This is a genomic window from Pseudomonas entomophila (assembly GCF_029193575.1).
Classification (GTDB): Bacteria; Pseudomonadota; Gammaproteobacteria; order Pseudomonadales; family Pseudomonadaceae; genus Aquipseudomonas; species Aquipseudomonas entomophila_G.
Genome location: NZ_JARGCS010000008.1, coordinates 77854 through 101665, shown reverse-complemented (window position 1 = coordinate 101665; position 23812 = coordinate 77854). Strand labels below are relative to the sequence as shown.

Below are 23812 nucleotides of genomic sequence, written 5' to 3'. Positions count from 1 at the left end.
TGTTCTTGTTATGGCAAACGCGGTCAAAACGAGCGTTGCGCGGTGAAAGCAATGAAGTCGCGGTCTTTCAGGGGCTGGCCGTAGGTATTGGCATTGCCGGCATCGAGGAAGTTGTCCGCTCCACCGATATAACGGGTGTAGCTCAGGCCGACTTTCCACGTTTGCAGGTAATCGGCCTGCACCCCGATGCTGAAGTCGCCGCCCTTGTCGCCGACGCCGTTGTTGAACTTGGTGATCACCGAGGAGCGGCCCTTGGGGTTGTAGCCGATGCCCACCGGCACGCTGAGGTCGAGCCCTGGGTAGACCTGGAAGAAGTTCTGCGTGAAGGTCATGCGCAGGCCCCAGGCATCGCGCTCGCTGTTGGGGTCCAGCGCCTGGGGGTTCTTGGTGATGCTGGTGCGCCGGTGCCAGGCCACCTCGGCGGCGAGGCTCGCGGAGTCCCAGATACCGTTGCGCGGGAATGAATACAGGGTCGAGAGCTGGGCGTGCAGCGAGTTGCCCACCGCGTACAGCGGGTTGCCCGAATTGTCGCCAGCGCCGGTGGGGTTGGCCTGGGAGACGCTGACCAGTGGGGTATTGCGCCGCACCGACACCTCGCCTGCGACGTTGGCATCGCCGATCGCCGTGCTGAAACTGGCGCCGAACGCGCGGATGGCCTCTGGGTACACCAGTTGGTACTCACCCAACTGCCCGGTCAGTGGATTGGGGCCGGTTGCGAACGGGCGGGTGTACACCATCGGGTCTTTGGCGTGGTAGCGGATCACGTACAAGCCGAAATCGGTGTCCCAGTCTTCTGGCGAGAAGCGCAGCGACAAACCGTATTGCCCAGAGTCCCTGGCTTTCTGGTCGGAACCGCGAAAGAACGCCAGGCGCTGCCGGTTCGGCCCGATCGGCCCGCCGGCGATCAGGCGTTCACCGCCCTCGCCCACCACATCGGAGGTGGAGAAGTAGCTGCCCACCGCTGGAATGCGGTTCTCTTCCCATTCGAACTGGTAATAGGCGGCCAGCGACAGGTTCGAGCGCAACTGCAACTGCCCGGAGAACTGGTTGACCGGGCGGATCAGCTCCTTGAACGGGGTGTTGGGCACCGAGGTGGCTTTGATGATGTCCACCGGCGCCTGCCCACCGGCAATGCCGTTGGCGCCGAAGAACAGGCTCTCGCCCCACAACACGGTATGCCGCCCGAGGCGGAAACTGCTCGGCACCTCGCCCAGCGTGCCCTGGCCGAACACGAAGGCATCGAGGATCTCGGCCTTGCCGCCGTGCAGGTGGCGCGTGTCGTCGGTGAAGGCGTCGTTGGCGACCGAACGCTGGTTGGCGGTGAAGGGGGAATCGTTGTCGTTGTTGCCTTGGTAGACCGTGTCATACCAACCAGCGGCACTGACCCGGGCACCGACGCTCTTGTAGCGGACGTCGAATTCGGACAGCAGGTTCAGGCGGTTGGAGATCAGCCCTTTGTCGAAGTTGCGGTCGGAATCGTCCTGGTTGACCGAGCTGGTCAACTTGTCGTCCGCCGACTTCAGGCGCCAGGCCGCGTTGTACTTGACGGTGTTGTCCCAACGCAGCCGCAGGTCGGGGTTGTCGGTTTCGATTTCGAAGGCATTGACCTGGGCGACACTGGCCGCGCCGATGGCCATGGCCAGTGTGGTCAGCCGCGGCAGGCGGCCGGCGAAGGCGATGCAGTGAGTGGCACAGCGACGATAGCCCATGATTGCGACCTCTGAATTTATTGTTTTTGTCGTACAGCGAGTCAGCACCCGGCCGTCACACCGGCGAAATGGCCGGCGTTGCGCAGGGAAAACAGCGGAAAAACGTTTAGGTGCGTCAGGGTGAAAGGCCCTTGCGCGCGAGGTTCAACGACGTCGCGGCGGACGTACGGCGAGATGATTAAGGTGCGATGAAACGACTCGGAAGACAGCCATGGACACCTCCAGTGTTTTCTTCTTGTGGAAAAGCCGGCAAGCCGCGTTTCCTCGTTCGAATCTTTCTGCTGGTGCCATCATAGGGAGAAAAAAACGGGGCGAGAAATCGTTTATTGAGACTACGCCTATATAAAATTTTATATTCGAAGCAGCCCCTCGACACTGGAGTTCCGAATGCGTTTCCATCACCTTGACCTGAACCTGCTGGTGGCACTCGATGCCCTGCTGCGCGAGCAGAGCATCACCCGGGCGGCCGAACGCCTGAACATCAGCCAGTCCGCGGCGAGCGGCCACCTGGCCAAGCTGCGTGATTACTTCACCGATGAATTGCTCGTGTCAGCGGGGCGCAGGATGATTCCCACGGCGCTGGCCCTGGAACTGGCCGAGCCGGTGCGCCTGGTGTTGCTGGACATCCAGTCGAAGATCGTCAACCGCCCGGCGTTCGAGCCCGCGACCTGCACCCGCCATTTCAAGGTGATCGCCTCGGACTTCGTCACCACGACCCTCCTCGCGCCGCTGACCCAGTACCTGCAGCAGCACGCGCCGCACATCTCGCTGGACATCCTGCCCATCGGCAACCAGTACAACGAGCTGCTCAGCCAGGGCGATGTGGACTTCGTCATCATGCCGGGCCACTACTTGTCGGCCGACCACCCCAAGGCGTTACTGTTCGAAGACCAGTACAACTGCGTGCTGTGGCGCGACAACCCGCTGGTGGGCGACAGCCTGTCGCTGGAGCAGTACTTGCAACTGGGGCATGTCGCGGTCAGCTTCGGCAATGCCCGCGCGCCCAGTTTCGAGGAAGAGTTCGCCCGCCGCTTCGGCAAGGCACGCCGCGTGGAGGTGACCACCAGCAACTTCAACACCCTGCCCCACCTGCTGATCGGCACCCACCGGGTGGCGATCATGCAATCACGGTTGTCGAAGCTGTACGCCGGGTTCCTGCCCCTGAAGGTGCTCGACACGCCGATCAGCGTACCGCCGCTGATGGAGTACATGCAGTGGAACGACGTGCTGGACAACGACCCGGCGCACCGCTGGATGCGCGAGGTATTCAAGGAAATCGCCCGTCAGCATTGAGACCGTGGCGCCTCAGGCGCCGCGGTAGAGCTTGTGCAGCAGTGCAAGCAGGTGTTCGCGCTCCTCGGCGCTCAGCACCGCGGTGCTGTCCAGGTCACTTTGCGCGGCGAGCTCACGGAGCTGGCTGAGCAATTGCTCGCCGGCTTTGCTGAGGAACAGCCCGTAGGAGCGTTTGTCCGGATTGCTGCGCACACGCATCGCCAGCCCTCGCGCCTCCAGCTTGTTGACCATCAGCACCGCCTGCGGCGGCTCGACCGCCAGGGCCTTGGCCAACTCGGCCTGCATCAGCCCCGGCGAGCGCTCGATGATGTTCAGCGCGGTGAATTGCGCCGGGCGAATGTCGTGCACCTGGAGCCGCTGCGTCAGGTCCTGGGTGATCTTCATCTGCGCTCGTCGCATCACGTAGCCGACCAGGTTGTCGAGCGCGCCGTCGAGCACCTCTTGGGGGGCGGCAGGGGATGTTGCCTTGGGCTTGCGTGGCATGGGCGTTCCGTATTCGTTCGATCGATCGATTAAGCATTGTAATTATCTAGCCGAATTCTGCCCATCCCCTTCACGCCAATAACGCCAAGAAGACCATTTTCACTGAGATTTTTGCTTTGACCCGGCGCAAGGCTCCCAAAAAAAGGCGAAAAATAGTTAATTGACATAACTAATTTGTCGGCTTAGCTTTGTGTCATACCCACAGGCAAACGAGGTGCGTGACATGAGTAGCTATGACGGCCGTTGGCAGACCGTGAAGGTCGAACTGGAATCGGGCATCGCCTGGGTGATCCTCAATCGCCCGGAAAAACGCAATGCCATGAGCCCGACGCTCAACCGCGAGATGGTCGATGTGCTGGAAACCCTGGAGCAGGATGCCGAGGTGCGCGTGCTGGTGCTGACGGGCGCCGGCGAGTCGTGGACCGCCGGCATGGACCTCAAGGAGTACTTCCGCGAGATCGACGCCGGCCCCGAGATCCTCCAGGAAAAGATCCGCCGCGAGGCCTGCCAGTGGCAGTGGAAGCTTCTGCGCATGTACACCAAGCCGACCATCGCGATGGTCAATGGCTGGTGCTTCGGGGGTGGTTTCAGCCCGCTGGTGGCGTGTGACCTGGCCATCTGCGCCGACGAAGCGACCTTCGGTCTGTCGGAAATCAACTGGGGCATCCCGCCAGGCAACCTGGTCAGCAAGGCCATGGCCGACACCTGCGGCCACCGTGAGTCGCTGTACTACATCATGACCGGCAAGACCTTCGGCGGTCAGAAGGCCGCGTCCATGGGGCTGGTCAACCAGAGCGTGCCATTGGCGCAACTGCGCGAAACCACCCGTGAGCTGGCCAACAACCTGCTCGAGAAGAACCCGGTGGTGCTGCGCGCGGCGAAGATCGGCTTCAAGCGCTGCCGCGAGCTGACCTGGGAGCAGAACGAGGACTACCTGTACGCCAAGCTCGACCAGTCGCGCCTGCTCGACCCCGAAGGTGGCCGCGAGCAAGGCATGAAACAGTTCCTCGACGACAAGAGCATCAAGCCCGGCCTGCAAACCTACAAGCGCTGACCGACGCTGGGTGGCGGCCTCCACGCAAGGCCGCCGGCCCGCCAGTCGGCACTGGACGAAGGTTGCGGGGCTGGCCCCGAACCGCTTTGGAGAGATAGACATGATCGACGTGTCCCTGCTGATCGACGGCCAGGCGTGCCACGCCGCCGACGGCCGTACGTTCGAGCGGCGCAGCCCGCTGACCGGGGAAGTGCTGGCGCGAGTGGCCGCAGCCACCCTGGAAGATGCCGACGCCGCCGTCGCGGCGGCCCAGGCCGCATTCCCGGTCTGGGCCGCGCTGGCACCAGGCGAACGTCGGCGGCGGCTGCTCGAGGCTGCCACGCTGATGGAAGCGCGTGCCCCCGAGTTCATGGCCTGCGCCCCGGAAACCGGCGCCGCGGCCAACTGGTACGGTTTCAACGTGCAACTGGCCGCCGGCATGCTCCGCGAGGCGGCGGCGATGACCACGCAGATCCTCGGCGAGGTCATTCCGTCCAACGTTCCCGGCAGCTTCGCCATGGGGCTGCGCCAACCCTGTGGCGTGGTGCTGGGCATCGCGCCCTGGAACGCGCCGATCATCCTCGGCGTGCGCGCCCTGGCCATGCCCCTGGCCTGTGGCAACACCGTGGTGCTCAAGGCCTCCGAGCTCAGCCCGTGCACCCACCGGCTGATCGGCCAGGTACTGCACGAGGCGGGCCTGGGCAACGGCGTGGTCAACGTGGTCAGCAACGCCCCCCAGGACGCCGCGGCAGTCGTCGAACGGCTGATCGCCAACCCGGCCGTGCGCCGGGTCAACTTTACCGGCTCCACCCACGTGGGGCGCATCGTCGGCGAACTGGCCGCGCGGCATCTCAAGCCGGCCCTGCTGGAGCTTGGCGGCAAGGCGCCGCTGCTGGTGCTGGAGGATGCCGACCTGGACGCCGCGGTGGATGCCGCGGTATTCGGCGCCTACTTCAACCAGGGCCAGATCTGCATGTCCACCGAACGCCTGATCGTCGATGCGCGCATCGCCGACAGCTTCGTCCTCAAGCTCGCGGCACGGGTGTCCGGCCTGCGCGCGGGGGGCGCCGATGAGCCCGGCGCGGTGCTCGGCTCGTTGATCGACGCGGCGGCCGGCCAGCGTATCCAGGCCATGGTCGAGGACGCCGTGGCCAAGGGCGCACGCCTGTTGGTCGGCGGCGAACTCGACGGCAGCGTGATGCAGCCGGTGCTGCTCGACCAAGTGACCGAGCAGATGCGCCTGTACCACGAGGAGTCGTTCGGCCCGGTGGCAGTCGTGGTGCGTGGGCGGGGCGACGAGGAACTGCTGCGCCTGGCCAACGACTCGGCGTTCGGCCTCTCGGCAGCGATCTTCAGCCGCGACGTGTCACGCGCGCTGGCCCTGGCGCAGCGGGTCGAGTCGGGCATCTGCCACATCAACGGCCCGACCGTGCACGACGAGGCGCAGATGCCCTTTGGCGGGGTCAAGGCCAGTGGTTATGGCAGCTTCGGCAGCCGCGCCTCGATCGACCACTTCACCCAGTTGCGCTGGGTGACAGTGCAGAACGGACCTCGTCATTATCCGATCTGAGCGATCGACATCCGCCCACGTGCCAGAACAACAACAATCCGTGCGTCCGGCTCCCATTGGCGAGCCGCAGGCGCCGAACACAGAGGACAGCCAAGTGAGTGTCGAAACCATGGCGCAACCCCCAGCGTCAGTGCGCTATCGCCAGGTCGCCATCGGCCAGCCGGCGATGACCATTACCCAGGGCGACGACGCGGCGATCTACCTGCGCCCGGACGAACCCCTCCAGCCCGCGCCGCAGCACCTGCTCGAACGCCTGCTGCACTGGGCCGAGCGAACGCCACAGGCGACCCTGGCCGCCGAGCGCGACGCCAGCGGCCAGTGGCGGCGCATCAGCTATGCGCAGATGCTCGCCGACGTGCGTGCCATCGCCCAGGCCTTGCTGGCCTACGGGCTGGGCCCGGAGCGACCGCTGGTGATCCTCTCGGGCAACGACCTGGAACACCTGCAACTGGCCTTCGCCGCCATGTACGCTGGCATCCCTTACTGCCCGGTATCGCCGGCCTACTCGCTGTTGTCCCAAGACCTGGCCAAGCTGCGGCACATTTTCCAGGTGCTGGGCCCCGGGCTGATCTTCGCCGCCGAGGCCAACGCCTTCGAGCGCGCCATTCTCGCCGTGGCCGACCCACGGACCCCGCTGGTGTTCACTCGCGGGGCACTGGCACAGCGCCCGTGCATCGCCTTCGACAGCCTGCTGCAGCAGAACGACTGCAGCGAGGCTGACCAGGCCTTTGCCGCGACCGGTGCCCAGACCATCGCCAAGTTCCTCTTCACCTCCGGCTCGACCAAACTGCCCAAGGCCGTACCCACCACCCAGGGCATGCTCTGCGCCAACCAGCAGATGCTGCTGCAGACCTTTCCCGAGTTCGCCATCGAGCCACCGGTGCTGGTCGACTGGCTGCCGTGGAACCACACCTTCGGTGGCAGCCACAACGTCGGTATCGCCCTGTACAACGGCGGCAGTCTCTATATCGATGGCGGCAAGCCGACCCCCCAGGGCATGGCTGAAACCGTGCGCAACCTCATTGACGTCTCGCCCACCGTCTACCTCACCGTGCCCAAGGGCTGGGAGGAGCTGGTCGGCGAGCTGGAGCGCAACGTCGAGCTGCGCGAGCGCTTCTTCGCCCGCATCAAGCTGCTGTTCTTCGCCGGCGCCGGGCTGTCGCAAGCAGTCTGGGACCGTCTCGACGCGGTGGCCGAGGCGCACTGTGGCGAGCGCATCCGCATGATGGCCGGCCTAGGGATGACCGAGGCCTCGCCGTCCTGCACCTTCACCACCGGGCCGCTGTCCATGGCTGGCTACGTCGGCCTGCCGGCACCGGGTTGCGAGATCAAGCTGGTGCCGACCGCGGGCAAGCTCGAGGCACGCTTTCGCGGGCCGCACATCATGTCTGGCTATTGGCGCGCGCCGCAGTTGAGCGCTGAGGCGTTCGACGACGAAGGCTACTACCGCTCCGGCGATGCCCTGCGTTTCGCCGACCCACACCAGCCGCAATTGGGCCTGATGTTCGACGGGCGCATCGCCGAGGACTTCAAACTCTCCACCGGGGTGTTCGTCAGCGTCGGGCCGCTGCGCACGCGGGTGATCCTGCAAGGGGCACCCTACGTCCAGGATGTGGTGGTGACGGGGCCCGACCGCCAGCGCATCGGCCTGCTGGTCTTCCCGAACCTGCCCGCCTGCCGCGCACTGGCAGGGCTGGGGGCGAACGCCAGCATCGAGCAGGTGTTGGCGGCCGAGCCCGTGCGGCGCCGGTTCGAGCTGCTGCTGGAGGACCTGAACCGCGAGGCCACGGGCCTAGCCTCGCACATCGCCTGGGCTTGCCTGATGAGCGAGGCGCCGAGCCTGGATGCCGGTGAGATCACCGACAAGGGTTCGCTCAACCAGAGCGCCGTGCTGTCGCGCCGCGCCGCGTTGATCGACAGCCTGTATGCCGACCCCGCCGCGCACTGCGTGGTCGCCAAGGCCTGGCCATGAAGGGGCAGTTCGAGGCATTCGCCCAGGTCGCGATCGTGGCGGCGGCGCGTACCCCATGGGTCGACTACCGTGGCGCCCTCGCCCAGGTCTCGCCCATCGACCTGGGTATCCATGTGGCGCGCGGCCTGCTGGCCCGCGCGGGCGTCGCCGCCAGCCGGGTCGACAGCCTGCTGGCCGGCAGCATGGCCCAGGCGAGCTTCGACGCCTACCTGCTGCCCAGGCATATCGGCCTGTATGCCGGCGTGCCGCTGGAAGTGCCTGCGCTGGGTGTGCAGCGTATCTGCGCCACAGGCCTTGAGTTGCTGCGCCAGGCCGCTGCGCAGGTCGCCCAAGGCACGGCGCGGCTGGCCTTGTGCGTGGCGAGCGAGTCGATGTCGCGCAACCCCATCGCCAGCTACGAGCACCGCAGCGGCTTTCGCCTCGGCGCGCCGGTGGGCTTCAAGGACTTCCTGTGGGAGGCACTGTTGGACCCTGCCATCGGCCAGGGCATGATCGACACCGCAGAGAATCTCGCGCAGCGCTATGGCCTGCGCCGCGCGGAGGTGGACGCCTTCGCCTGCGACAGTTTCCGCAAGGCGCTGCAGGCACAGGCCACCGGCTGGTTCGACGAGGAGATCGTGCCGGTGCTCGCCGCCCGCTTCGACTTGCCGGGCTACCAGCCCCGCGAGCTGCACCTGCCCCGCGGGCAGCAATGCGTGGCGCACGACAGCCACCCGCGCCCCACCAGCCTGGCGGCCCTCGCCGCCCTGGCCCCGGTCACCCCCGGTTCGGTGCAAACCGCCGGCAACAGTTGCGCGCTGGTGGACGGCGCAGCGGCCGCGCTGGTGGCGCGCGCCGACGAGGTGATATCGCCGCTGGCCCTGTTGCGCGCCAGCGCCGTGGTGGGCGTGCCGCCCGAAGTCATGGGCATCGGGCCGGCACCGGCGATCCGCCTGCTGCTTGATGGCGCAGGCTTGCGACTGCATGAAATAGACAGCGTGGAAATCAACGAAGCCCAGGGTGCCCAGGTGCTGGCGGTGCAGCGCGAACTGGGCCTGGACCCGGCATGCCTGAACCGCCATGGCGGCGCCATCGCGCTCGGCCACCCGCTGGCCGCCACCGGCCTGCGCCTGGTGCACAGCGTGGCGCGGCAGCTGGCCGAGCGCGGTACGCGATATGGTATCGCGGCCGCCTGCGTGGGCGGTGGGCAAGGCATGGCGTTGCTGGTGGAGAACCCACGCTATCAAGGCCCCTGATGAACTGCCGCACGGCGTCCCGAAGGGGGTGGTGAAACCTACTCGATGGCTTCCACCACCCCCTTGTCCTCCCCAAGGAACCCACCACTCTGGTGCTGCCACAACCGCGCATAGGTGCCATTGCGCGCCAACAGCTCGGCATGGGTGCCCTGCTCGATGATCCGCCCCTCCTCCATCACCACCAGGCGGTCCATGGCCGCGATGGTCGACAGCCGGTGGGCGATGGCGATCACCGTCTTGCCTTGCATCATGTCGTCCAGGCTTTCCTGGATCGCCACCTCGACCTCCGAATCCAGCGCGCTGGTGGCTTCGTCGAGCAGCAGGATCGGTGCGTTCTTGAGCATCACCCGGGCAATGGCGATGCGCTGGCGCTGGCCACCGGAGAGCTTGATGCCACGCTCGCCCACCAGGGTGTCGTAGCCGCTGTGGCCCTGGCGGTCGCTCAATTGGCGAATGAACCCATCGGCCTGGGCACTGGCGGCGGCGCGCTGGACCTGCGCATCGCTGGCCTCGGGGCGGCCATAGGCGATGTTGTCGCGGATCGAGCGGTGCAGCAGCGACGTGTCCTGGGTGACCATGCCGATGGCGCTGCGCAGGCTGTCCTGGGTGACCAGGGCGATGTCCTGCCCATCGATGCGGATCTGCCCGCTGTCGACGTCGTAGAAGCGCAGCAGCAGGTTGATCAGCGTCGACTTGCCAGCACCGGAACGGCCGACCAGGCCGATCTTCTCGCCCGGGCGGATGTCCAGGCTCAAGCCGTCGAGCACCTGGCGCTCGCCGTTGTAGTTGAAGCTGACGTTGTCGAAGCTCACCGCCCCGCCATGGGTCTGCAGCACGCCGGCACCCGGCGCGTCCTGCACCTTGGGGCCGCAGGTCAGGGTCGCCATGCCGTCCTGCACGGTGCCGATGTTCTCGAACAGCGAAGTCATCTGCCACATGATCCAGTGCGACATGCCATTGATGCGCAGCGCCATGGCGGTGATCGCCGCCACCGCGCCGGCGCCGACCTCGCCCTGGTGCCACAGCCACAGTGCGTAGCCACCCGCAGCGAGGATCAGGCCGACCACCAGCGCCTGGTTGACGATCTCGAACTGGCTGACCAGGCGCATCTGGCGAAAGCCGGTGTGCTTGAAGTCCTCCATCGCCGCGCGGGCGAAGTGCGCCTCGCGCTTGGAATGGGAAAACAGCTTCACGGTGGTGATGTTGGTGTAGGCGTCCGACACCCGCCCGGTCATCGATGAGCGCGCATGCGCCTGCTCCTGCCCCACCTGCCCCAGGCGCGGCACGAAATACACCATGGTCAGCCCGAACAAGGCCACCCAGGCCAGGAACGGCAGCATCAGCTTGAGCGCGAAGCCACCGGCCAGGGCGATGATCGCCACGAAGTACACGCCGATCCCCGGGAGGATCTCGATCAGGGTGAACAGCACCTCGCGCACGGCCAGCGCGGTCTGCATCACCTTGGTGGTGACCCGGCCGGAGAACTCGTCGGAAAAGAACGACAGGCTCTGGCGCAACATCAGGCGGTGGAAGTCCCAGCGCAGGCGCAGCGGCAGGTTGATCGCCAGCACCTGGTGCTGCACCAGGGTGCGCAGCGCCACCAGGCCGATGCTGGTGACCAGCACCAGGGCGACACCCCACAGCACCCTGCTCTCCTGCCCGCTCACCGCGGCGCCGGCCTGCCAGGACGACAGCAGGTCGACCACCTGCCCGAGGAAGGCGAACAACCAGGCTTCGTAGATCGACACCGCCGCGCTGAGCAACGCCAATGCGAGGATGTAACCACGGGCGCCGCGCGTGCAGGCCCACATGAACCGCGCCAGGCCCATCGGTGGCGGTGGGGCTTCGTCAGGGGGGAAAGGGTCGAGCCAGCGTTCGAATACACGCAGCATGGGGGTCTCCAAGTAAGGCTAACCCGGAGATTCTGCCAGTTAACCAGCCCCGGGCTGAACCCAGGGGCCGTCGATACGCGTCACATCTCGACCTGGGTACCCAGTTCGATCACCCGGTTCAGCGGTAGTTTGAAATACCTGAGATTGCTGTTGGCGTTCTTCAACAGGAAGGCGAACAAGTGCTCGCGCCACTTCGCCATGCCGATGCGCTGGGTCGGGATCACCGTCTCGCGGCTCAGGAAATAGGTGGTGCGCATGGGGCTGAAATCCAGCTCGGCGGCGCGGCACTGGCTAAGGGCGAGCGGCACGTCGGGCTCTTCCATGAAGCCGAAATGCAGGCTGACCCGGAAGAAGCCTGCGCCGAATGCCTCGACCGCGAAGCGCTCGTTCACGCTGACCCGTGGCGAGTCCTCAGACACCACCGTCAGCAACACCACCTGCTCGTGCAGCACCTGGTTGTGCAAGAGGTTGTGCAGCAGCGCGTGCGGCACGGCATCGCTGCGCGCGGTGAGGAACACCGCCGTGCCTTGCACCCGGTGCGGCGGCTGTGCCTGGACGCTGGCGATGAACAGCGGCAACGGCAGCGCGGTTTCATCCAGCCGCTCGACGATGATGCTGCGCCCACGCTTCCAGGTGGTCATCAGCACGAACAGCGCCAGGCCCGCGACCACCGGGAACGCGCCACCCTGCAGGATCTTCGGCGCGTTGGCCGCGAAGTACAGGCTGTCCACCAGCAAGAAGCCCAGCAACAAGGGAATCGCCAGCCAGCGTGGGGTCTTCCACAACAGCAGCACCACCGCCGAGACCAGCAATGTGGTGATCAGCATGGTGCCAGTCACCGCCACGCCGTAGGCCGCGGCCAGCGCGCTGGACGACTCGAAGCCGACCACCAGCAGCACCACGCCGACCATCAGCGCCCAGTTGACCATGCCGATGTAGATCTGCCCCTGCTCTTCGCTGGAGGTGTGCTGGATGAACATGCGCGGCACGTAGCCCAGCTGGATGGCCTGGCGGGTCAGCGAGAAGGCGCCGGAAATGACCGCCTGCGAGGCGATGATGGTCGCCAGCGTGGCCAGCGCCACCATCGGCAGCAGCGCCCAGTCCGGCGCCAACAGGTAGAACGGGTTGCGCACGGTGCTGGGGTCGTTGAGGATCAGCGCGCCCTGGCCGAAGTAGTTCAGCACCAGGCCCGGCAGCACCAGCAGGAACCAGGCGCGGGCAATGGGCTTGCGGCCGAAGTGGCCCATGTCGGCGTACAACGCCTCGGCGCCGGTCAGCGCCAGCACCACCGCACCGAGGATCGCCACGCCGATGCCCGGGTGCACCACGAAGAACTGCACGCCCCACGCGGGGTTCAGTGCCTGCAACACTTCCGGCCGCTGCACGATGCCATGCACGCCCAGCGCGCCGAGCACCACGAACCACAGCACCATCACTGGCCCGAACAAGGTGCCGATGCGCGCGGTGCCGTGCTTCTGGATGATGAACAAGCCCACCAGCACCAGCACCGACAACGGCACCACCCAGTGGTCGATGCCCTCGATGCCCAGCTGCAACCCCTCGACCGCCGACAACACGGAAATGGCCGGGGTGATCATGCTGTCGCCATAGAACAAGGCGGCGCCGAACAGGCCCAGCAATACCAGCACCCGGCTCAACCGCGGGTAGGGCCTCGCGGCGCGGCGCGCCAGCGCGGTGAGGGCCATGATGCCACCCTCGCCCTGGTTGCTGGCGCGCAGGGTGAACAGCACGTACTTGATCGACACCACCCAGACCAGCGACCAGAACACCAGCGACAGGATGCCGAGCACGCCTTCGGCGTTGGCCTGCACGCCGAAATGGCCGTTGAACACTTCCTTGAGGGTGTAGAGCGGACTGGTGCCGATGTCGCCGTAGACCACGCCGACGGCGGCGATCAGCATGGCAAGGCCGGCGGGCTTGCCGGCGTGGGTAGGGCTCTCAACGGTTGCGGTCTGGCTCACGGCTAGCGTCTCGTCACTCTCGAGTGCGGGTGGGGGCGGGAAAAACGGCGCTAGTATCCGCGCACGGCGTAAAGCCGGGCATAAAGAAAGCGTAAAGAAAATGATGCGAGGGACTGCGGGGCATCACATGAACGAATCTTCATGTTGGCCGTAAGCGCCCTGACCACGGGCTGGGCGGCGGATCGCCAGGGTTGGCGTGGCGCTCGTGCCTTGAGGGGCGTGGCGGGGTTGCGTAGCATCGCGGGCCCCTGGGGCCGCTGTGCGGCCCATCGCGGGGCAACGCCCTCGCCTGCTCCCCGTCCACCACCACCCGAGCCCCCATGCCCCAGCCGATTCCCCTCAAGGACCACGAAAAGGAAAAGCACCTGGTCAACCGCCGGTTGCTGGCCTGCGCCGTGCTGGTCATGGGCCTGGTCGCTGTGCTGGTGGGCCGCCTTTATGTGTTGCAGGTGCTGCAGCACGACCAGCAGTCGGCGGTCTCGGAAAACAACCGCGTGCACGTGCTGCCCATCGCCCCCGAGCGCGGGCTGATCTACGACCGCAACGGCGTGGCGCTGGCCACCAACAAGCCCAGCTTCAACCTGACCATGACCCGCGAACGCACCAACGGCCAGACCCCGGCGGTGCTCGATACCCTGGCCAAGGTGCTCAACCTGTCCGACGACGACCGCGCGCAGTTCGACAAGGACCTGCGCCGCGGCCGCAAGCCGTTCGAACCCGTTACCCTGCTGTTCGGCCTGAACGAGGAGCAGATCGCCCTGATCGCGGTCAATCAGTTCCGCCTGCCGGGGCTGGACGTCGAGCCGCAGTTCATCCGCGAATACCCGTTGGCCGAGCACTTCGCCCACTCGGTGGGCTACGTCGGGCGGATCAACGAGAAGGAAGCCAAGACCCTCGACAACACCGAGTACCGCGGCACCCAGTCGATCGGCAAGACCGGCGTCGAGCGCTTCTACGAAAACCAACTGCACGGCCACGTCGGCTACGAGGAAGTCGAGACCAACGCCCAGGGCCGGGTGATGCGCGTGCTGCGCCACCACGACCCAGTGCCCGGCAAGGACATCTACCTGAGCCTCGACGCGCACCTGCAGCAAGCCGCCGAAAAGGCCCTGGGCGAGCGCCGCGGCGCAGTGGTGGCGCTGGACCCGGCCACTGGCGAAGTGCTGGCGATGGTCAGCAACCCCAGCTTCGACCCCAACCTGTTCGTCAAGGGCATCAGCTTCAAGCAGTACGCCGCCCTGCGCGACTCCATCGACCGCCCACTGTTCAACCGCGTGCTGCGCGGCCTGTACGCACCGGGCTCGACGGTCAAGCCGGAAGTGGCCATCGCAGGGCTCGACAGCGGCGTGATCACCCCCGGCAGCCGGGTGTTCGACCCGGGTTACTACGAGCTGCCCAACTACGATCACAAGTACCGCAACTGGAATCGCACCGGCGATGGCTGGGTGGACATGTACGCCGCGATCATGCGCTCCAACGACACTTACTTCTACGACCTGGCGCACAAGCTCGGCGTGGAGCGCCTGCACGACTACATGAGTGAATTCGGCCTCGGCCAGAAGGTCTCGCTGGACATGTTCGAGGAAGCCCCTGGGCTGATGCCCTCGGCCCAATGGAAGCGCGCCACCCGGCGCCAGCCCTGGTTCCCCGGCGAGACGCTGATCCTCGGCATCGGCCAGGGCTATATGCAGGTCACCCCGCTGCAACTGGCCCAGGCCACCAGCCTCTTGGCCAGCAAGGGCGCCTGGCACCGACCGCACCTGGCAATGACCATCGGTGGTCAACCACCGGTGGACCCCAACCCCATGCCGGACATCGTGCTGCACGACAAGCGCGCCTGGGACCAGGTCAGCCAGGGCATGCAGATGGTCATGCACGACCCGCGCGGCATCGCCCGCGCCGCCGCCGCCGGCGCCCAGTACCGCATCGCCGGCAAGAGCGGCACCGCGCAGGTCGTGGCGATCCGCCAGGGCGAGCGCTACGACCGCAACAAGACCCTCGAACGCCACCGCGACAACGCCCTGTTCGTCGGCTTCGCGCCGGCCGAGCAGCCATCGATCGTGGTGGCGGTGATGATCGAGAATGGCGAGGCCGGTGGCCGCGTGGCCGGGCCGGTGGTGCGTGAGGTGATGGATGCCTGGCTGCTCGACGACCAGGGGCACCTGAAGGCGCAATACGCCGCCACGCCGGCCAAATCCGCTGTGCCGCACGGCTGAACCGAACACCCGGGTGCGACTGAAACTGGCTGATGGTTTCAGAGGCCCTGCGATGGCCGGCACTGACACAACAGAAAACACATTAATCGAATAACAATATTACTTCTTATTCCTTTTTAAACGACTGTAAATCCCCTATAACTCCTCCAACTGTACAGCAGCCAACACTGGCCAACTGTTCGCAGCGCAACACCTGATCAACACCCACGCTTCCCCGGCAGCACCCGCCGCCCTCGAAAAATGCGGCAAGCCGTTGATCCGAAAGGAAATTAGAATCCGGCACGACGATTGCTCAAGCAAAGTCCCCCGCTCAAACCGAACAGGAGACCTGCCATGAGCACCCCGTTGAACGTCGTCGCCCTTTCCGGTGGTACTTCCCGCCCCTCGCGCACCCTGGCCCTGACCGAAGCCATTCTCGCCGAGCTCGGCCAGCACCTGCACATCAAGCCGCACCTGATCGAGCTGGGCGACATCGCCCGCCCGCTCGGCGCGGCGCTGTGGCGCAGCGAGCTGCCCCAGGCGGTGGAACTGGAACTGCAACGGGTGGAACAGGCCGATTTGCTGCTGGTGACCACCCCGGTGTACCGCGGCAGCTTCCCCGGCCACTTCAAGCACCTGTTCGACCTGATTGGCCAGGACGCCCTGGTCGACACCCCGGTACTGCTGGCCGCCACCGGCGGCAGCGAGCGCCATGCGCTGGTCCTCGACCACCAACTGCGCCCGCTGTTCAGCTTCCTGCAGGCCCTGACCCTGCCGATCGGCGTGTACGCCAGCCAAGCCGAACTGCACGACTATCGCGTCTCCAGCGAAGCCCTGGCCGCGCGCATCCGCCTGGCCGCCGAACGTGCCGTGCCGCTGTTCGCCGCCCACCATCAGCTTCGCAAGAGCGCCTGAGTGACCGCCATGAATGCACCTGTAAACACCTCCCCGCGCCCGGCCCTGGCCATCGCCCGTGAGCTGGCCGGGCAGTTCGCCCAGAGCGCCGTCGAACGCGACGAGCGCGGTGGCACGCCCAAGGCCGAACGCGATGCCCTGCGCCGCAGCGGCCTGCTGTCGCTGGCCATCCCCGAAGCCTTCGGCGGCCAGGGTGCCAGCTGGCGCGACACCTTCGAGGTGGTGCGCGAGTTCGCCCGGGTCGACAGTTCCATCGCCCACGTGTTCGGCTTCCATCACCTGATGCTGGCCACCGTGCGCCTGTTCGCCCGTCCCGACCAGTGGCAACCGTGGTTCGAGCAGACCGCGCGCAAGCACTGGTTCTGGGGCAATGCCCTCAACCCGCTGGACACCCGCACCGTGGTCAAGCACTTCGACGGCTGGTGCGAGTTTTCCGGCAAGAAGAGCTTCTGCTCCGGCGCCAGCGATTCGGAAATGCTCATCGCCTCGGCGGTGGACGAGCGCGCGGGCGGCAAGTTGCTGATCGCCGCGGTGCCCAGCAGCCGCACCGGCATCAGCCTGCACGGCGATTGGGACAACATCGGCCAGCGCCAGACCGACAGCGGCAGCGCCACCTTCGAGCGGGTACGGGTGGAACACAACGAGCTGCTGCTCGACCCCGGCCCCTTGAGCACCCCCTTCGCCGCCCTGCGCCCGCTGATCGCGCAACTGCACTTCGCCAACCTGTTCCTCGGCATCGCCGAGGGCGCGTTCGACGAAGCGCGCCAATACACCCTCAAGGAAAGCCGCCCGTGGTTCCGCTCCACCGCCAGCGCCAGCCATGAAGACCCCTACGTGCTGCGTCACTACGGCGAGTTCTGGGTAGGCCTGGAGAGCGTGCGCCTGCTGGTGGCGCGCGCCGCCGACCAGCTCGACGCCGCCTGGGCCCGCGAGCACCGGCTCAGCGCCGAAGAGCGCGGCGACCTGGCCCTGGCCATCGGCACCGCCAAGGTCGCCGCCACCCGCCATGGCCTGGACATCTGCAACCGCCTGTTCGAAGTCACTGGCGCGCGGGCCACCCACGCCTCGCTGCGCTTCGACCGGCACTGGCGCAACCTGAGGACGCAAACCCTGCACGACCCGGTGGACTACCGCATCCACGAACTTGGCCAATGGGCGCTCAACCAACAGCGCCCGGCCCCGTCCTTCTATTCCTAAAGGCACGTCCATGCAATTGCTGACCCTCCCCCCGTCACCGTCATTGGCTACCTCGATCAGGGCGACCGCACAGGTCTTCGAAGACCCCAGGTCGCAGGCGCTGCTCGCCCACTTGCAACAGGTCGCCCCCAGCGAGGCCAGCGTCCTGATCATCGGCGAAACCGGCACGGGCAAGGAGCTGGTCGCGCGCCATATCCACAATCTCAGTGCCCGCCGCGACGGGCCGTTCGTGGCGGTCAACTGCGGCGCGTTTTCCGAATCGCTGGTCGAGGCCGAGTTGTTCGGCCACGAGAAAGGTGCGTTCACCGGCGCCCTGGCGTCCAAGGCCGGTTGGTTCGAGGAGGCCAACGGCGGCACGCTGTTTCTCGACGAGATCGGCGACCTGCCACTGCCGATCCAGGTCAAGCTGCTGCGCGTGTTGCAGGAGCGCGAGGTGGTGCGCCTGGGCTCGCGCAAGAGCATCCCGATCAACGTGCGGGTGCTGGCGGCGACCAACGTGCAGCTGGAGAAGGCGATCAATGCCGGGCACTTTCGCGAAGACCTGTACTACCGGCTGAACGTCGTGACCCTGTCCCTTCACCCGCTGCGCGAACGGCCGGGCGACATCCTGCCGCTGGCCCGTCATTTCATCCGCAGCTACAGCGAACGCCTGGGCTACGGCCAAGTGGAGCTGGCCGCCGACGCCCAGGCCAAGCTGGTGGAATACGGGTGGCCGGGCAACATCCGCGAGCTGGAGAACGTCATTCACCACAGCCTGCTGACCTGTGGCGAAGGCCTGATCCACGCCCGCGACCTGCGCCTGTCCAACCTGCGCCTTGAGCGCCAGGAGGACGCGAGCAGCGTGGTGTCCGCCAGCACCGGGCTGGAAGACCTGCTGCAACAGGCGTTCAACCGCCTGTACGAGGAGCAGCCAGGGGACCTGTACGAGCGAGTGGAGAATGCGTTGCTGCGCTCGGCGTATCGCTTCTGCCATTACAACCAAGTGCACACCGCGCAGTTGCTGGGGCTGTCGCGCAACGTCACGCGCACTCGGTTGATCGCCATTGGCGAGTTGGTGGTGAACAAGCGCCGAGGGCAGGAGCAGCCGCTGGATAACCGCGTGGTGCGGCTGTCCATCTGAACGTTGCCCACTCCCGGCCTTTGCAGGGCCGGCAAGCCCTGCCAATCAGGGCGTGGCGAGATAGCGGCGAAACGTCTCCAGCCCGGTTCGCACCTCCACCAGCCGCGACTGCGCACGTTGCTTGCGCGCATCCGCGAGCTGGTTGAGGTGGGCGATGAACTCCTGCAAGAGGTCGTTGAGCTCTCGACCTTGTATATACGTGCCACTGAGTATATTGAGGCGATTCCAGCCCTTGTTGAACGTCTCGGCAAAGCGCTCGGCCAACCGCGCCACCGCCAACCATTGCCCGGCGTACTCGATGAACGCTTCATCGATGGACTTCACCAAGGCCACTACGTAATGCGGCCCTGCCGCGCCCTCTTGCTTGACGTGCCCATAGCGCTCGATGCGCTCGTTGCTATCGTTGACGATCGCCAAGATGAAGGTTGAGAACGAGCGGAAGAAAAACGCCATCACCTCGACGATTTCCCTGTTCCGTGCCAACGCCTGCAAACTCAAGTTGAACGCGCGCATCGCGAGCTCTTTGGACTTTTCCTGCCGACAGCCATCCGCTAACAGCGTCTTGATCCTGATACTCTCATCCTCCTCGGCCTGCACCAGACCTTCGTAAAGCAGCACGTTTTCCAGCAGCGTGATATGCAGCCGCAGAATGGCTTGCATGGCGGAACTTCGCTCATCCTGGCGTTCGTCTGCCTGTCGCGCATCAGCGGTACCGGAAACATTGCTGAAGCGCGACGCGGCGATCAAGGAAGCGTTCTCACGCGTCTGGAAAGCCGAAAACGGCAACAGTACCGATACCGATTGCGAACCCAGCGCGACCAGAGCGTGCAGGGATAACCCTGCACGCCTGACCAGTTCCTCATGGCTCGCGATGCCTTCGCGCAGGGCGGCGATCACGGTAGCGAGGTCCTCACGACGCTGCCTGGCTTCTTTGAGCTCAACGGCCAACACTTGGCCGCCGTTCATTAATGCGCTCAGGGCAACTTCACTTTCGGCGTGCACCTTCAAGGTCTCGCGCAGACGGGCGTCGTAGTCATCGGCGATGGATTGAAGGGCCTTGCCGATCTGCGAGGCCTCGTTGCCGATGCCCCTGGCCAAGGCCAAGAGGGGTTCGCTGACGAAACTGCGAACCGCTGCATAGTCGCCCTCCTGCTTCACCATCAACCACTTCTGTAGACATAGACCGAGCTGGGTATAGATGCCTTGGGCGACAGTGGCGGCCTGGCTGACGACGCGCTCGCTTCGCTGCTGGGCGTCGATCAACTTGTCCATGATCGAGTTGATCTGGATGCGAATGCCATCGTGATCCTGCGGCGTAACGTTGTAGGCAATGAACAGCAGATCGATCGCATGCGCGGTATCACCCTGAAAGTCAGGGATGTGATAGGCACCTGCGATTTTTTCGACAAAGCTGTCGACGATCGCCGCCTGCGCGGTAGGAAGGGCCAACGGCTGAGCCGCCGCCAGTTCGGCGACCTGCGCGCAAATGCGCTCGGTGATTTCACGGGTTTGACTTTTGAAGTCGACGAGATCGGACATGGACGCCTCCGTACCGAACTGAGTAGGGATGCTGGCGCGCCGTCCCTGGCCTCGCACAATGGCAAATGGGGTAAATGCGTCGCTATCGAGTGGGCGCCGCTGCGACGGACGGGGCCACCGGGGCGTCATCTGCCACAGCATCGGTTGCCCTGAACAGCTGCTCGACAGGGGGCATGATTGAACGCAACAGTGCAAGATTGTCTTTTTTATCGCCCTGTAGCTCTTGCAACTTGAAGAGCATTTCGTTCCAGACCATCAGACGGCCTTTTCTCAAGCGCAGAAGCTCGTTATGGGTTGCTGGCGCTTCAGGCCCAGGTTCGAGGTCGGGCTGTTTTAGTTTTCGAATCGCTTCGGCTTCTTCGTTGGAAGCTTCCTGCCGCCCACGAATGAGTCTTTCCAGTTCATCACGCTGTTTCTTTAGATTCGCCTGCAATGTTTCCAGTTGCTGGATAATCTCCAATTGTTGTGGCGTCATGAGGCACTCCTCCCTAAACGCTCCGCCTACCTGATGTCCATCGCAAGGCAACAGGTAGGCGGCGGGCTTCAAACCTCAAGCCTGACCAGCGTCCGCTTGAATTTGTTGGCGATAGCTCTCCAGGTCACGCAGACGCGCTGCCTTCATCTCGTCACGGACATGGGCGATCGCCTCCAGTTTCGTGCCTGCGGCACTCAAGTAGTCGTTCAGTTTGTCCGTACTGACGTAATTACCGTTGAGGGTGTTCAGCTTGGTCCAGCCGTCCTCGAAGGTCTTGGCGAACACCTCGCATACCTTGGCCACCGCTAACCACCGCGCCGTCTGCTCGATGAAGAACTCATCGGTGGAGGCGAAGAGTTGCTCGCGTTTGTGCTTACGCAGCGCTCCGCCCTCGGCAACCTGCTCGTAACTCTCGACCTTGACACGCGCATCATCGGCGACACGTTGCATGAACGAGGAAAACGACAGGAAGAAGTGCGCGATTTCCTCGACGATTTCCTTGGTGCGCTTGAGCGCCGACATACTCAGGTTGAGCGAGCGTATCGCCAGTTCGTTGGTCTCGTGCTCATCACGCTTACCGGCCAACAACACCTTGAGGGTGATAAGCTCCGCACTGTGCTCGCTGCGTTTCTTTTCGTAGTCCTCGGCCTTCGTCACCATCTCCAACTGCAATTCACGCAAGCCTTTTGCCTTGGTCTCCTCGCGCACGCTGGCGTTGTCGGCGATCTTCTCCAACTTGCCCAACGCGTTTTGTAACTCATTCATGTCGGCCTCGAGCTTGCTCTTCTTGGCCAGCGCCGCATCGAGCCCCTCTTGCGCTTTGCGGGCACGCTCCTCCAGCCCCTCGACGGCATCGCTGCCGGCCTCCTTGAGTTCTGTATTCAGCGAGTCCACCTTTTCCTGACTTTCACGAACCTCCTGCTGCAGTTGCTTGTGCTGCACCTGGAGGTCGCTATGTTCTTCACGCATCTTGATTTCGCTGGCCGTGCTCCTCTGGGCGGCAACCCTGGTGCCGACACTGCTGATCACAGCCCCCGCAGCCGCTGCGGGGGCACCTACCCCGGTGGCAAGGGCGACGATCGGCAAGACAGCGCTCACCACTTGGAACAAGCCCTGCAAGAACGACGCCCTGGCGGCACGGTCTTCACTGTCCTTGGCTTGTTTTGCGTAGTCAGCGGCCAGTTTCTGGAACTGTTCCACCTGCTTGCGCATATCCTCCACCAACGCCTCCAGCGCCTCGCTCCTGGCCTGGTCTTTGAGCATGTCGTCGGCCAGTTTCTTGTTCGCCGTGAGCGTCTCGCCCAGTACCACTTCACTGCGCTGGGTCACGCTCTCGGTATCCTGGATGATCTTGTCGTAGTCAGCGGCAACGGCCAGCAACTTGTCCCTGACGCTCAAGGCTTTCGCCTCGATCAGCTTGGCCAGCTCGAGCAGGTCCTTGGCGACGAAATCCTTGATCTCCTGCACGTTGTCGCTGTCTTTGACATCCAGCCAATCCGGCAAGGTGCCGCGCAGTTTCTGGTCGATCAGCGAGGCGACAGCGACGGCTTCGTTGATGCTCACCTGGCTGGCTTGCTGAGCGTCGATCAGCTTGGTCATGATGCTGGAAATGCTGTTACGGATTTCGCCTTGCGCTTGGGGCGTCGTGTTGTAGGCGATATACAGCAACTCGATGGCATGATCGGTATCGGTCTTGGCACGGGCCGTATCGTAGGTGCCTTCGATCTGTTCGATATAGCTACGCACGATGGCGGCATCTTGATTCGGTAAGGCCAACGGATCCTGTGCACGGACCTGGGCCACTTGTTCCGCGACGGCTTCGGCCAGGCGGGTTTCCTTGCTGACAAATACAACGACGTTGGTCATGGGAGTTCCTTGCAGGGGGGGGACGAGCGGCTATTGAAGCGCTCACCCGCCCCCCTGATCAGTTGGAACCATTTTCAGCGGACCCCGCTGGACGGTCAAAACAGCCCCGAGACGGGTGGGCGGGTGCCCTTGAGCTGCCAGGCGCCCACCACGGCGGCCTTCCACTGACGCGGGTTGTGGTTGGCCACGGTGCGGGCGTTGCGCCAGTGCCGGTCGAGGTTGTGCTGGCGGCCGGCGGTGGAAGCACCGCCGACGTCGAACACCGTCTCGGCGGCCTTGAGCGCCAGCTCCGCCACCAGGTACTGGGTCTGCGCCACCTCCAGCGCCGCCTGCTCCACCGCCGCCTCGTCCTGCCCCGCCGCCCAGGCCCGGTCGATCGCCGCAGCAGCCTTGAGCACCAGCGCCTCGGCGCCATAGGCACGGGCGGCGATATCGCCCACGGCCAACTCCACGTAGGGGTCGTCGACCGAGCGGCTGGCAGTGCTGTGCTTGATCGGCCGGGCATGCTCGCGGGTGAAACGCGTGGCATCGTCCAGGGCGTTGCGGGCGATACCGGCCAGCACAGTGCCGAGGAACAGTTGCAGGAATGGCGTGACGATCGTGCGCTTGCCCTCCTCCACCGTGCGTGCGCGCAACTCGTCGGTCTCGACCCGAACGTTACGCAAGTGCGTGGTGCCGCTGGCGGTCAGGCGCTGGCCCATGGCGTCGAAATCGTCGACCAGCTCCAGCCCTGCGCGGTCGCGCGGCAGAATGAACGAAACCGGTTGTTCGTCCTCGTCCAGGGCCACGGCGCTGACGTAGTCGGCGAACAGCGCCCCGGTGCTGTAGAACTTGCTGCCATTGGCGCGCCAATGATCACCCTCGCGCACCAGGCGCGCGGCAATCGCGCCATTGGCTCCGCCCAACTCCCAACCGGCATTGCCGATCACCGCGCCGTCGAGGTAGCGGGTGAACCAGCGTTCGCGCTCCTGCTCGGCGCCCTCGGCCCGTGACGCCAGCAGGCCTTCGAGGAAGGCGAAGCCCGGGCGCAGCGCCTGGGCCACGTTGGAGTCGACCGAGGCGACGTTGAGCAGCAGCGCGATCACATCGCTCACCGTGCCACCAGGGCCGCCGTATTGCCTGGGGATGCGCACCGTGTAGACGCCGGCGGCGGCCAGTTGGGCGACCGCCTCGAACGGCAGGCGCCGCTCGCGCTCACGCTCGGCGGCGCCGGCGGCGATGGTCGGCAACAGCGCGTCGATGCGCGCCCGCAGGGTCTCGACGCTGTCGGCCGGTGGCTGGGGGGTGAAACGTTGGAAAGTGGTCATGCTCACATCCTTTCAAGAGGCTTGGTATT

The 23812-nt window shown here is 65.3% G+C and carries 17 protein-coding genes; 9 read left to right on the top strand and 8 right to left on the bottom strand.

From position 1 onward, the window contains the following. Positions 1 to 23: 23 nt before the first annotated feature. Positions 24 to 1709, bottom strand: a complete 1686-nt coding sequence (locus tag P0Y43_RS02040) for a DUF1302 domain-containing protein (protein WP_275635629.1) — start codon at positions 1707 to 1709, stop codon at positions 24 to 26. A gap of 387 nt (positions 1710 to 2096) precedes the next feature. On the opposite strand from P0Y43_RS02040, the gene P0Y43_RS02035 reads away from it, so the two are divergent. Next, positions 2097 to 3002, top strand: a complete 906-nt coding sequence (locus tag P0Y43_RS02035; protein WP_275635628.1) for a LysR family transcriptional regulator — start codon at positions 2097 to 2099, stop codon at positions 3000 to 3002. Positions 3003 to 3014: 12 nt separating this feature from the next. On the opposite strand, the gene P0Y43_RS02030 is transcribed toward P0Y43_RS02035, so the two are convergent. Beyond that, positions 3015 to 3485 (bottom strand): MarR family winged helix-turn-helix transcriptional regulator, encoded by a 471-nt coding sequence (locus P0Y43_RS02030; protein WP_275635627.1) that lies wholly within the window; start codon positions 3483 to 3485, stop codon positions 3015 to 3017. Positions 3486 to 3708: 223 nt separating this feature from the next. Between P0Y43_RS02030 and P0Y43_RS02025 the strand changes: the two genes are divergently transcribed. The 4 genes from P0Y43_RS02025 (at position 3709) to P0Y43_RS02010 (ending at position 9295) form a co-directional block, all read left to right on the top strand. Further along, positions 3709 to 4539 (top strand): p-hydroxycinnamoyl CoA hydratase/lyase, encoded by an 831-nt coding sequence (locus P0Y43_RS02025; protein WP_275635626.1) that lies wholly within the window; start codon positions 3709 to 3711, stop codon positions 4537 to 4539. Between the two features lie 100 nt (positions 4540 to 4639). After that, positions 4640 to 6088, top strand: coding sequence for an aldehyde dehydrogenase (locus tag P0Y43_RS02020; RefSeq protein ID WP_275635625.1), 1449 nt, complete (start codon positions 4640 to 4642; stop codon positions 6086 to 6088). A gap of 109 nt (positions 6089 to 6197) precedes the next feature. Continuing rightward, positions 6198 to 8060, top strand: coding sequence for a feruloyl-CoA synthase (locus P0Y43_RS02015; protein WP_275635808.1), 1863 nt, complete (start codon positions 6198 to 6200; stop codon positions 8058 to 8060). Beyond that, positions 8057 to 9295 carry a thiolase family protein gene (locus P0Y43_RS02010; protein ID WP_275635624.1) on the top strand — a complete coding sequence of 413 codons (1239 nt, stop codon included), beginning with the start codon at positions 8057 to 8059 and terminating at the stop codon, positions 9293 to 9295. Before P0Y43_RS02015 ends, P0Y43_RS02010 begins: the two co-directional genes overlap by 4 nt. 38 nt (positions 9296 to 9333) lie before the next feature. Here the strand turns inward: P0Y43_RS02010 and P0Y43_RS02005 are convergent, their stop codons facing one another. Beyond that, entirely contained in the window at positions 9334 to 11187 is a 1854-nt protein-coding gene (locus P0Y43_RS02005; protein WP_275635623.1) for an ABC transporter ATP-binding protein, read from the bottom strand. Positions 11188 to 11267: 80 nt separating this feature from the next. Beyond that, positions 11268 to 13109, bottom strand: a complete 1842-nt coding sequence (locus P0Y43_RS02000) for a potassium transporter Kup (RefSeq protein WP_275635807.1) — start codon at positions 13107 to 13109, stop codon at positions 11268 to 11270. Positions 13110 to 13489: 380 nt separating this feature from the next. Between P0Y43_RS02000 and mrdA the strand changes: the two genes are divergently transcribed. From mrdA to P0Y43_RS01980, 4 genes are all read left to right on the top strand, one after another. Continuing rightward, entirely contained in the window at positions 13490 to 15385 is a 1896-nt protein-coding gene (gene mrdA, locus P0Y43_RS01995; RefSeq protein WP_275635622.1) for a penicillin-binding protein 2, read from the top strand. A 333-nt stretch (positions 15386 to 15718) separates the two neighbouring features. Beyond that, positions 15719 to 16279, top strand: coding sequence for an FMN reductase (gene msuE, locus P0Y43_RS01990; protein ID WP_275635621.1), 561 nt, complete (start codon positions 15719 to 15721; stop codon positions 16277 to 16279). Positions 16280 to 16288: 9 nt separating this feature from the next. After that, complete coding sequence (locus P0Y43_RS01985) at positions 16289 to 17476, top strand: acyl-CoA dehydrogenase family protein (protein ID WP_275635620.1); 1188 nt, start codon at positions 16289 to 16291, stop codon at positions 17474 to 17476. Positions 17477 to 17486: 10 nt separating this feature from the next. Next, entirely contained in the window at positions 17487 to 18596 is a 1110-nt protein-coding gene (locus tag P0Y43_RS01980) for a sigma-54 interaction domain-containing protein (protein WP_275635619.1), read from the top strand. 45 nt (positions 18597 to 18641) lie between these two features. On the opposite strand, the gene P0Y43_RS01975 is transcribed toward P0Y43_RS01980, so the two are convergent. The 4 genes from P0Y43_RS01975 to P0Y43_RS01960 form a co-directional block, all read right to left on the bottom strand. Then, positions 18642 to 20135 carry a hypothetical protein gene (locus tag P0Y43_RS01975; protein WP_275635618.1) on the bottom strand — a complete coding sequence of 498 codons (1494 nt, stop codon included), beginning with the start codon at positions 20133 to 20135 and terminating at the stop codon, positions 18642 to 18644. Between the two features lie 82 nt (positions 20136 to 20217). After that, a complete protein-coding gene (locus tag P0Y43_RS01970; RefSeq protein WP_275635617.1) occupies positions 20218 to 20610 on the bottom strand; it encodes a hypothetical protein in 393 nt (130 codons plus the stop codon). Between the two features lie 75 nt (positions 20611 to 20685). After that, complete coding sequence (locus P0Y43_RS01965) at positions 20686 to 22476, bottom strand: hypothetical protein (protein ID WP_275635616.1); 1791 nt, start codon at positions 22474 to 22476, stop codon at positions 20686 to 20688. A gap of 95 nt (positions 22477 to 22571) precedes the next feature. Further along, positions 22572 to 23783: an acyl-CoA dehydrogenase family protein gene (locus P0Y43_RS01960; protein ID WP_275635615.1), complete on the bottom strand. Its 1212-nt coding sequence runs from the start codon at positions 23781 to 23783 to the stop codon at positions 22572 to 22574. Positions 23784 to 23812: the final 29 nt, after the last annotated feature.

Bases quoted from the DNA above. Each gene is read 5' to 3' on its own strand.
- P0Y43_RS02000 (WP_275635807.1), bottom strand. From the start codon at position 13,109: ATGCTGATCGCCGCCGTCGGCGTGGTCTACGGCGACATCGGCACCAGT.
- P0Y43_RS01985 (WP_275635620.1), top strand. From the start codon at position 16,289: ATGAATGCACCTGTAAACACCTCCCCGCGCCCGGCCCTGGCCATCGCC.
- P0Y43_RS01980 (WP_275635619.1), top strand. From the start codon at position 17,487: ATGCAATTGCTGACCCTCCCCCCGTCACCGTCATTGGCTACCTCGATC.
- P0Y43_RS02025 (WP_275635626.1), top strand. From the start codon at position 3,709: ATGAGTAGCTATGACGGCCGTTGGCAGACCGTGAAGGTCGAACTGGAA.
- P0Y43_RS01975 (WP_275635618.1), bottom strand. From the start codon at position 20,135: ATGTCCGATCTCGTCGACTTCAAAAGTCAAACCCGTGAAATCACCGAG.
- P0Y43_RS02020 (WP_275635625.1), top strand. From the start codon at position 4,640: ATGATCGACGTGTCCCTGCTGATCGACGGCCAGGCGTGCCACGCCGCC.
- P0Y43_RS02030 (WP_275635627.1), bottom strand. From the start codon at position 3,485: ATGCCACGCAAGCCCAAGGCAACATCCCCTGCCGCCCCCCAAGAGGTG.
- P0Y43_RS02005 (WP_275635623.1), bottom strand. From the start codon at position 11,187: ATGCTGCGTGTATTCGAACGCTGGCTCGACCCTTTCCCCCCTGACGAA.
- msuE (WP_275635621.1), top strand. From the start codon at position 15,719: ATGAGCACCCCGTTGAACGTCGTCGCCCTTTCCGGTGGTACTTCCCGC.
- P0Y43_RS01970 (WP_275635617.1), bottom strand. From the start codon at position 20,610: ATGACGCCACAACAATTGGAGATTATCCAGCAACTGGAAACATTGCAG.
- P0Y43_RS01960 (WP_275635615.1), bottom strand. From the start codon at position 23,783: ATGACCACTTTCCAACGTTTCACCCCCCAGCCACCGGCCGACAGCGTC.
- P0Y43_RS02035 (WP_275635628.1), top strand. From the start codon at position 2,097: ATGCGTTTCCATCACCTTGACCTGAACCTGCTGGTGGCACTCGATGCC.
- P0Y43_RS02015 (WP_275635808.1), top strand. From the start codon at position 6,198: ATGGCGCAACCCCCAGCGTCAGTGCGCTATCGCCAGGTCGCCATCGGC.
- P0Y43_RS01965 (WP_275635616.1), bottom strand. From the start codon at position 22,476: ATGACCAACGTCGTTGTATTTGTCAGCAAGGAAACCCGCCTGGCCGAA.
- mrdA (WP_275635622.1), top strand. From the start codon at position 13,490: ATGCCCCAGCCGATTCCCCTCAAGGACCACGAAAAGGAAAAGCACCTG.
- P0Y43_RS02010 (WP_275635624.1), top strand. From the start codon at position 8,057: ATGAAGGGGCAGTTCGAGGCATTCGCCCAGGTCGCGATCGTGGCGGCG.
- P0Y43_RS02040 (WP_275635629.1), bottom strand. From the start codon at position 1,709: ATGGGCTATCGTCGCTGTGCCACTCACTGCATCGCCTTCGCCGGCCGC.